This is a genomic window from uncultured Rothia sp., assembly GCF_963507905.1.
In the GTDB taxonomy this organism is placed as follows: domain Bacteria; phylum Actinomycetota; class Actinomycetes; order Actinomycetales; family Micrococcaceae; genus Rothia.
Genome location: NZ_CAUOUU010000025.1, coordinates 1 through 6,464 on the forward strand (window position 1 = coordinate 1; position 6,464 = coordinate 6,464).

Consider the following 6,464-nt stretch of genomic DNA (forward strand, 5'->3'; position numbering starts at 1 on the left):
GGAGGCCGCGTAGCGGCTACTATTAAATGCGTCCAAGTTTCGGGGCGCAGTTCAGTGAAGTAGGAGGGGGCTTTCGCGTATCTAAGATTGGGTGCTGGGGGAGGGGCGGGAGCGGAGGGGCGGGGAGATCGTCGAGGAGGGCGGTGCCGGGTGCAAATATGCATATAAGTTTCATTTGTGCACACTTAAGGTCACCCTATCCTGAAGTCTAAGGAGAGACCTGTTAGCTTAGACAGATAAAGTCATGAGCACCTAGTGAACGGGAAAGATCCCGCTCACCGCCGCCGCGCTACGGTATATTGCCTCGGCATATCGCCACAGCAAATTACCAAATGCCCGGCAGCTCAAGACCATCACGCTTCACCGATGGACCCGTCCATGAGACACAGGACGGGCCCATCGGTTTTTATGCGGCCCGAACGCTTCCATACAGCGCAGACGCCGTACCGGAAGAAGCGCCCGCCTAAAGCACAGACCGAAAGGAACACCCCGCCCCATGTGGCAGCAAACCTACGACCCGCTAAACGCACCGGTGCTCTCCGCACTGGTCGCAGCAGTACCCATCATCCTCTTCCTGCTGGGCCTGACCGTCCTGAAACTCAGCGGCCTCAAGTCAGCACTGCTGACTCTCGGCAGCACCCTCATCATCGGTTGCGCCGTCTTCGGTCTGCCCATCACCGCAGGCGCCGGTTCTATCCTCTCCGGTTTCCTCTCGGGCGCATGGCCGATCGGCTGGATTGTGCTCATGGCCGTGTGGCTCTACCGCATTGCCGTACGCGCCGGTAACTTCGACATCGTGCGCTCCTCCGTCTCCTCAATCTCGAACGACCAGCGCATCCAGGTGCTGCTGATTGCCTTCTGCTTCGGTGGCTTCATCGAAGGCGCCGCAGGCTTCGGTATCCCGATCGCTATCTCCGCGGCACTGCTGGTATCCCTGGGCTTCAACCCCCTCAAGGCATCCATGCTCGCACTGGTAGCCAACGCCGCATCCGGCGCCTACGGCGCTATCGGTATTCCCGTGACCACCGCAGCTAAGGTCGGCGGCCTAGACACTGCACACCTGTCCGCAGGTATGGTTCCGGTACTGCAGATTTTCGTGGCAATCGTGCCGCTGCTGATGGTTGCAATCCAGGACGGCATCCGCGGCATCCGCGAAGTCGGTCTCGTAGCGCTTATGACCGGCGTGATCTTCTCCGGCGGTCAGGTGGCCATCCTGATGCTGCTCGGCTCGCCTGAACTAGTCGACATCATCCCGCCGCTACTCTCCCTGGTCGCCCTGGCGCTCGTGATGCAGAAGTGGCAGCCCAAGCACATCTACCGCGAATCCACCGCACCCAGCCTCGAAGAAGCTCAGGCTCAGCAGAGCGTCAAGCACACCGGCGCTGAGATTGTTAAGGCGTGGAGCCCCTTCATCTTCCTCTCCGCAACCATCCTGCTCTGGTCCACCGCGCTGAAGCCGATCTTCGCAACCAACGGTCTGCTCGGTGCCGCAACCCTGGCGTTCCCCATTCCCGGCATTCACGAAGCCATCACCACCGGCGCCGGCAAGACCGTGACCGCGATGTTCTCCTGGAACACCCTGGGCGCATCCGGCACCGCAATTCTGGTGGCGGCACTTATTACCGTGCTGACCTCCAAGATCAGCTGGGGTGAAGCCTTCGAAGAGCTCGGCGGCACCTGGAACCAGCTGAAGATGCCGATCCTTATGATCTGCCTGGTCATGTCCGTCGCAAACGTGATGAACTACGCCGGTATGACCACCTCCATCGCGCTGGCGCTCGCGGCAGCCGGTCCGGTCTTCCCGCTGCTGTCCCCGGTCATCGGTTGGATTGGTGTGTTCGTGACCGGCTCCGTGACGAACGCTAACGTGCTCTTCGCGGGCCTGCAGTCCACCACCGCAGCCCAGATTGCTGTTGACCCGACCCTGCTCGTTGCCGCAAATACCGCCGGTGGCGTGATGGGTAAGATTGTTTCCCCGCAGTCCATCGCGATTGCGGCGGCGGCTGTGAACAGCGCCGGCGAAGAATCGAAGATTACCTCCATGTCCATTAAGTACAGCGCTATTCTGCTGGGCCTGGTCTGCGTCTGGTCCTTCGCTCTGTCACTCATGATGGGCTAAAGGCCGATACCGGATTCGGCGTAACCCCGCGTAGAAACCCCTCGATGAGAACCCTGCAATTTTCTCTGCAGACGACGAATCGAGGGGTTTTATGCATATTCAGGGAAGTTCCGATAAGCCCGGAAGAAGCGTAGAATTACTTCTTGTGCTTGCTCCTGCATGATTCTGAACATCACCACAGGTTGTGCTCCAGAATAAAGAACGGGCAGGTGCCTAATAGAACACCTACTGCTTAAGGAGAAACAATGCAGGCACTCGCAACGGTCACCACCGTTTTTGCCTTCGTAGCAATCGCTATTCACGTGTACATCTGGATCATCGAGTCCTTCCTCTGGACTAAGCCCAAGGGTCGCGAAACCTTCGGAATGACCGAAGAATTTGCCGAGTCCACCAAGGAGATGGCAGCAAACCAGGGTCTGTACAACCTGATGCTCGCCTGGATCGCCGCAACCGGTCTACTTGCCTTCTGGTTCGGCTCCCCGCAGGTGGGCGTGGCGCTCATGTTCGCAGGCCTGGGTTCCATGGCGATTGCAGGTATCTACCTGTTCCTCACCTCCCCGGCAAAGCGTAAGCCGGCGCTGATCCAGCTGACCCCGCCGCTGCTGTCCCTGATTTTCCTCTTTGTGACGATCTAATTCAGAGCGGAACCTCTCAACGTATAGAAGCCGCGTGCTACTTCCACGGAAGTACACGCGGCTTTTTCATGCCCTTTGGTACGCGCACACCCAGCGAGGGGGGGGCTTAGGCGAAGAGACTCGAACAGCCGCGCCGATGCGAACCCACCAGGTGAGCGTCCACCATGCCGATCGCACACATGAGTGCGTAGGCGGTCACCGGCCCCAGAAACACCCCTCCTAGAGCTTTAAAAGACTTTGCAAGAAGCGCGGACTCAGCGGTATCGGTCGGAATATCCTCCAAAGTATGCGGAGTGATAGTCTCGCTGGGCGCGAAAGACCACAGCCACGCCGGTAGCCCGCCCGGTATGCGCGTGCCGTCAGATAGGGTGCGCTCACGCATCCGGTCCAAGTCTTCGCGGCTTAGCGTCCGAATTCGACGGCGGCGAGTGTTTGCCGCCTCGGTGCTATCCTCTTTGGCCGGGGTAGAAGAGAGGGCGATAAGAGGAAGGCGAATATCCTCCGTGGAGGCGTCACGGGGCGTTGCGGCAAGCTCACGCATCCGAAGGGTCAGGCGTGCGTTGGAAATGACCGCGCGAATCTTCCGCTCGTTACGGATAATATCTTCGTCCTGGAGAAGCCGGGCAACGTCCTGGTCGGTGAACGCTGCTACGCGTTCGGGGTCGAACCCCTCGAAAGCGCGACGGAATGCCTCACGGCGGGCAAGAATAGTTCGCCAGGAGAGCCCCACCTGGAAAGCTTCGAGGCTTAGGGCTTCGAAGAGTTCACGCTCGTCGGTGATGGGCATGCCCCACTCGGTGTCGTAGTAATCGCGCAGAAGCTCATCGGTCACCCACGTGGGGTAGCTCGGGGTGTTTTCGAGGGGGTCGGCGGGAATAGTAGGTTGCGAGGTCACGGTTTCTCCTCTCTGAGAAGTCTGTATCTGATTCGAAGTCTTAGGAATCATGTTCTACTTAAACACTAACCCCAACGTGAAATAATCGCAACTATATTCGATTTTGTGTCGTGTTGTAGGGCAAAGAAACTGAAAACAGGTACGAAAAAGGGCGGGATACGCACCCGATGCATACCCCACCCTGTCATGAGCTTCGAAGACTAGCCGGTAGGCGCTAGAAGAGCCGCGCCTCCCGCACCTCTTCCGGCTCCTCCAAATCGAGGAGGAACTGCTTACGCTCGACACCACCGGCGTAGCCGGTCAGGCTACCGTCAGCACCAATAACGCGGTGACAAGGGATCATGATAGAAACCTTATTGCGGCCGACCGCCTGACCCACCGCCTGCGCCGGAGCGCCCGGCCCAACCGCACGCGAAATCTCGCCGTAGGTCGTGGTGTACCCGGCAGGAACAGTCTTCAGATGCTCCCACACAATCAGCTGAAAATCGGTGCCCTCAGGATCTAGGGGTAACGTAAAAGAAGTGCGCTTGCGCTCAAAGTACTCGGAGAGCTCCACCTCAGCGCGGGACAGCAACTGCGCCGCAGCGTATTCGCCTAGGGGCTCTTCATCGTCCGCCGTGCCGTGCTCCCGTAGGTAGGCGCCGGGATTCTCGATCAGCTCACCGAGCTCATGGGGGAGCGGAAAATGCGCCTGATCCTCGTACCAGATGCCCACAATCGCATCCGCGCGGGCGGCGATGTAGAGCGTGCCCACGGGGCTTGCGTAGCGTGTGTACCAGCGCGCGAGCGCTTCCGGCGGCTGCGGCGAATCGGTCGCTTTGGTCATGCTCTTCCTCGTAGGCTCGTGGGCGTGTACTGCAGATGATGGTAGGGGTAAATACCCCTTTCAACCATCATAGGGGAGGGGCGCCTCCGTACCGTACCCGCGGCAGGTTTTGTCTATAACTAACCGCTACGAGACCCATATGTTGTCTATGTCCCGTCTGCTTGCCACCAATTTTGATTGAGCCCGAAGACCTGGCATTCTGTGAAGTACACACCGATACACCGCAATTCAATACTCCGGCTTCTCCGCCCCGCACCGGGTGGGGGATGACCTGTGTTTCTCGTACCTCAACGATGGGTTCAACGATGACTGAAATTGCAAGGAGAAACATGGAAGACCTGAAAGACCTCCGCCGGCAGCTCAATGAAAACCCGGAGAGTCGAGAGCTCAATAACCGTTACGCGCAGGCGTGCCTCGACATCGCGAAAGAATACACCGTTACGTCCCAGGGGCATATCTTTATTTGCTCGCCCTCAGATTTGGAAGCCGTACGGTACGTCATGACCAAGATCCCTAACGCTTCGCTTCTAGACGGCGAAACCTTAGAGGAATACAAACGCCTGAAGAGAGCCGTTACCCAAGCTCGTATAAATAGAGGTAGGCCCGGTAGTATGATGGGCATTTACTATGCCCTCATCCTTTTTATAGTGATGCCTATAATGGCGGTACCAATCATTGCGCTGTGGGAACTCAGCGCGGGGAGCACCTCAGACCACACCCGCAACCCGAGCTTCCTCATTTACCTGATTCCGGTCGCTCTCATTACCGCTGCGCTCATCTGGGTTGGGTGGCTTGTTGAGCGAATCCCCGGCTGGAAATATAACGCTCTGATAGTCGAAAAGAACAAAAAGATAGAACTAGCCAGAGCCGAAGCCGCAGCGCAACGGAGCACTGACTCAAACCAGAAATAATCTTGAGTGCAGGGCCGGACTCTGAACCGCGATTTTAATGCAAACGTGCCGCCTCACCAATACCGGTGAGGCGGCACAATTATATTGTCTGGGGGATGAGGAGCTCGCTACTTAGCGGCTACTCCGTTGGTATTGCCCTCCGTGTGGTGCAGATGCGGCAGATGGGTCGAGTGCAGGTCGTGGCCAAGCACATCGTGCGCATCCGGATCCTCGTTCGGGAGCACGTGCGAGTACTTGGAGTAGTAGCGGTACAACGCGTAGGCGCCGATCACCGTCAGCACGATAGCAACACCCAGAGCCCACGGCACAGCCGCGGCAGAGTACAGGGCGGAGAAGAGCACCAACAACCAGGAGAGAGCAGCTGCAAGAACCGAAACGTTCATAGCAATAATTGCAAGCTTGCGGCGACGGACATCAACCATAATCGGTGCGGGATAACCCGCTCCCTCCTTCCAACGGAGCCTCTCTCCGTTCTCACGAGCACCGGAAGGTGCCAGATGCGTAACCAGCCACCATCTTCGGCGGTCAGAATAGGATCAAGAAGCCTATATATCAATGATACGGCGCGAGAAGTAGACATCAAAGGTGCACTAGCGCCATTAGATAAACCCCACATGCCAGGTGAACGGGTATCTCAAGAAGAGATATAAAACGAGTGATTTTTATAGCGATGGCTACGCCAAGAAAAATAAAATCACGCTGTATCGTCAACGCGGAGAACCCCGTATCAAGAGATAAAACCCGTCCGCCGCGGTATCCGGAACCACGGCGGACGGTGATAGGAGCGTAAATAAGTATCAGCGCGAACCGTCGGATCCTGTCAGGACAGCGTATGAATATGTCGCGTACGTGTCCTGTGCGGTATTGACACCTCACGAACAACACCGCCTCAGGCTATCGGCGGAAGATACTGCATTTACAATCACCCACCGTACCCCAGCACTAATTTTTGTAGAAATTACGCCGCAATAAACGTTGAATTAAGCGTCATAAAACAGCGGAAAGCCCCGGCCGCCTCAACCCCTGAACTGCGCCCCGAAACTTGGACGCATTTAATAGTAGCCGCTACGCGGCCTCC

General features: G+C 57.5%; 6 protein-coding genes. 3 read left to right on the forward strand and 3 right to left on the reverse strand.

Annotation, left to right across the window (positions count from 1 at the left end):
- The first annotated feature begins 496 nt into the window (after positions 1-496).
- Positions 497-2,119: an L-lactate permease gene (locus RQ593_RS09415; RefSeq protein WP_311450478.1), complete on the forward strand. Its 1,623-nt coding sequence runs from the start codon at positions 497-499 to the stop codon at positions 2,117-2,119.
- Positions 2,120-2,364: 245 nt separating this feature from the next.
- Positions 2,365-2,754: a DUF1304 domain-containing protein gene (locus RQ593_RS09420; RefSeq protein WP_049337517.1), complete on the forward strand. Its 390-nt coding sequence runs from the start codon at positions 2,365-2,367 to the stop codon at positions 2,752-2,754.
- A gap of 106 nt (positions 2,755-2,860) precedes the next feature.
- On the opposite strand, the gene RQ593_RS09425 is transcribed toward RQ593_RS09420, so the two are convergent.
- Together RQ593_RS09425 and RQ593_RS09430 are read right to left on the reverse strand one after the other, a co-directional pair.
- Positions 2,861-3,649 carry a DNA-3-methyladenine glycosylase I gene (locus RQ593_RS09425; protein ID WP_311450479.1) on the reverse strand — a complete coding sequence of 263 codons (789 nt, stop codon included), beginning with the start codon at positions 3,647-3,649 and terminating at the stop codon, positions 2,861-2,863.
- Positions 3,650-3,863: 214 nt separating this feature from the next.
- A complete protein-coding gene (locus RQ593_RS09430; protein ID WP_311450480.1) occupies positions 3,864-4,475 on the reverse strand; it encodes a methylated-DNA--[protein]-cysteine S-methyltransferase in 612 nt (203 codons plus the stop codon).
- A gap of 305 nt (positions 4,476-4,780) precedes the next feature.
- On the opposite strand from RQ593_RS09430, the gene RQ593_RS09435 reads away from it, so the two are divergent.
- Positions 4,781-5,386 carry a hypothetical protein gene (locus RQ593_RS09435; protein ID WP_311450481.1) on the forward strand — a complete coding sequence of 202 codons (606 nt, stop codon included), beginning with the start codon at positions 4,781-4,783 and terminating at the stop codon, positions 5,384-5,386.
- A 107-nt stretch (positions 5,387-5,493) separates the two neighbouring features.
- On the opposite strand, the gene RQ593_RS09440 is transcribed toward RQ593_RS09435, so the two are convergent.
- A complete protein-coding gene (locus RQ593_RS09440; RefSeq protein WP_246827224.1) occupies positions 5,494-5,808 on the reverse strand; it encodes an N-acyl-D-glutamate deacylase in 315 nt (104 codons plus the stop codon).
- Positions 5,809-6,464 lie beyond the last annotated feature (656 nt).

What these genes read in the sequence shown, in the direction of transcription:
- RQ593_RS09415 (WP_311450478.1), top strand. Translation starts at nt 497, where the DNA reads ATGTGGCAGCAAACCTACGACCCGCTAAACGCACCGGTGCTCTCCGCA.
- RQ593_RS09420 (WP_049337517.1), top strand. Translation starts at nt 2,365, where the DNA reads ATGCAGGCACTCGCAACGGTCACCACCGTTTTTGCCTTCGTAGCAATC.
- RQ593_RS09430 (WP_311450480.1), bottom strand. Translation starts at nt 4,475, where the DNA reads ATGACCAAAGCGACCGATTCGCCGCAGCCGCCGGAAGCGCTCGCGCGC.
- RQ593_RS09435 (WP_311450481.1), top strand. Translation starts at nt 4,781, where the DNA reads ATGACTGAAATTGCAAGGAGAAACATGGAAGACCTGAAAGACCTCCGC.
- RQ593_RS09440 (WP_246827224.1), bottom strand. Translation starts at nt 5,808, where the DNA reads ATGGTTGATGTCCGTCGCCGCAAGCTTGCAATTATTGCTATGAACGTT.